Origin of the sequence: Moorena sp. SIO4A1 (assembly GCF_010672065.1) — a bacterium.
Classification (GTDB): domain Bacteria; phylum Cyanobacteriota; class Cyanobacteriia; order Cyanobacteriales; family Coleofasciculaceae; genus Moorena.
In genome coordinates this window covers 1-1,909 of record NZ_JAAHHX010000422.1, presented here as the reverse complement: position 1 = coordinate 1,909, position 1,909 = coordinate 1, and the positions used below count along the sequence as shown (strand labels likewise).

Genomic DNA, 1,909 nt, shown 5'->3' with positions numbered 1-1,909 from the left:
GCCCCAGGCAGTGATCTTGACAGCGATTGTGATCGGCTTTTCGATTCAAGCCTTGATGCTAGTAGGTGTTATGAAACTGGCACGGGACAATCCCACCCTGGAAAGCAACGAGATCGAGAAGAATAACACCCCATGAGTACCATTACGATTCCCTGGATTGCCCTACCGCTATTTGTGGGATTCAGCATTTATCTCCTCCCCAAACTTGACCGATACCTCGCCCTAGGGGTTGCCATGGTTTCGGTTGAATATGGGACACAGCTATTTCTCACAAAATCGCCATTAAGCCTACAGCTGCTGGATAATTTCGGTGTCACATTACTAGTTGATCAATTAAGCGCCTTTTTTATCTTGACCAATGGGCTGGTAACCGCAGCAGTAATCCTCTACTGTTGGCAAAGTGGTAAAACAGCTTTTTTTTATACCCAAACCATTATCTTACATGGCAGTGTCAATGCCGTATTTATCTGTGCAGATTTGATCAGTTTATACGTAGCATTAGAGGTAATTAGTATTGCTGCGTTTCTGTTGATTGCCTATCCCCGAACCGACCGCTCAATTTGGGTAGCCTTGCGCTATCTTTTGATCAGCAATACAGCCATGCTGTTTTATCTGATCGGCGCAATTTTAGTCTATCAGGCCAATCATTCCTTTGCCTTTGAAGGGTTGCGGGGAGCAACTCCAGAAGCTCTTGCCCTGATCTTTCTGGCACTGTTAGTCAAGGGGGGAATATTTGTATCAGGATTGTGGTTACCCTTGACCCACTCCGAATCTGAGAGCCCAGTGTCGGCATTGCTATCGGGAGCTGTGGTCAAAACCGGAGTCTTTCCACTGTTGCGTTTTGCTCTGATTGTGGAGGAACTTGATCCCATCGTCAGGATATTTGGAGTGGGGACAGCGCTTCTGGGAGTAGGCTATGCCGTGTTTGAAAAAGATACCAAGCGTATGCTGGCGTTTCATACCATTTCCCAGTTAGGCTTTATCCTCGCCGCACCAGAAGTAGGGGGCTTTTATGCCCTGACCCACGGCCTGGTGAAAGGGGCGCTCTTTTTAATCGCGGGTATTTTGCCCAGCCGCAACCTCAAGGAACTGCAACATCAGCCGATGAATACCCAAATCTGGATTGCCCTGGCTATCGCTAGCTTCTCAATTTCCGGCTTTCCCTTGTTGTCTGGCTTTGGGGCGAAGGTGTTGACCATGAAGAATCTAGTGCCCTGGCAAGTTATCGGTATGAATGTTGCTGCCCTAGGAACAGCAATATCCTTTGCGAAATTCATCTTTCTGCCCCATGGGGATAGCAGCCAAGGGCAGGTAAAGGTCGGTTTTTGGTTAGCGATGATACTGTTGCTCGGTGGGCTGATTGCCGTCAATGGTGTGTACTACCAAGCATATAATTTTGCCAATATTATCAAACCCCTGGCAACCATTGCCCTGGGGTGGTTGGCATATTTTTTGATTTTCAAACGATCTGTAATCAAGCTGCCCCGTGTGCTTGAAGAATTTGACCATCTCATTGGGATGATGAGTCTGATGTTAATCCTACTGTTCTGGATGGTGTTTCCATGAGTACCATTACCATTGCCTGGATTGCCCTACCGCTATTTGTGGGATTCAGCATTTATCTGCTCCCCAAATTTGACCGATACCTCGCCCTAGGGGTTGCCCTTTTTTCGGTTGAATATGGCACACAGCTATTGCTTACGGCAAAATCGCCATTAACTATACAGCTGCTGGATAATTTCGGTGTCACATTACTAGTAGATCAATTAAGCGCCTTTTTTATATTAACCAATGGGCTGGTAACGGCAGCAGTCATCCTCTACTGTTGGCAAAGTGGTAAAACAGCTTTTTTTTATACCCAGACTATTATCTTACATGGCAGTGTCAATGCCGTATTTATCTGTGCAGA

At 46.5% G+C, this 1,909-nt stretch carries 2 protein-coding genes and 1 pseudogene; all 3 read left to right on the top strand.

Annotated features, from left to right (window positions below):
* A partial coding sequence (locus F6K53_RS38970; protein ID WP_293085239.1) for a cation:proton antiporter subunit C occupies positions 1-136 on the top strand: 136 nt, incomplete at its 5' end.
* Positions 133-1,566, top strand: a complete 1,434-nt coding sequence (locus F6K53_RS38965) for a cation:proton antiporter (protein WP_293085236.1) — start codon at positions 133-135, stop codon at positions 1,564-1,566. The genes F6K53_RS38970 and F6K53_RS38965, both read left to right, overlap by 4 nt.
* Positions 1,563-1,909, top strand: a pseudogene (locus F6K53_RS38960) (cation:proton antiporter); the annotation flags it as partial. The gene F6K53_RS38965 and the pseudogene F6K53_RS38960, both read left to right, overlap by 4 nt.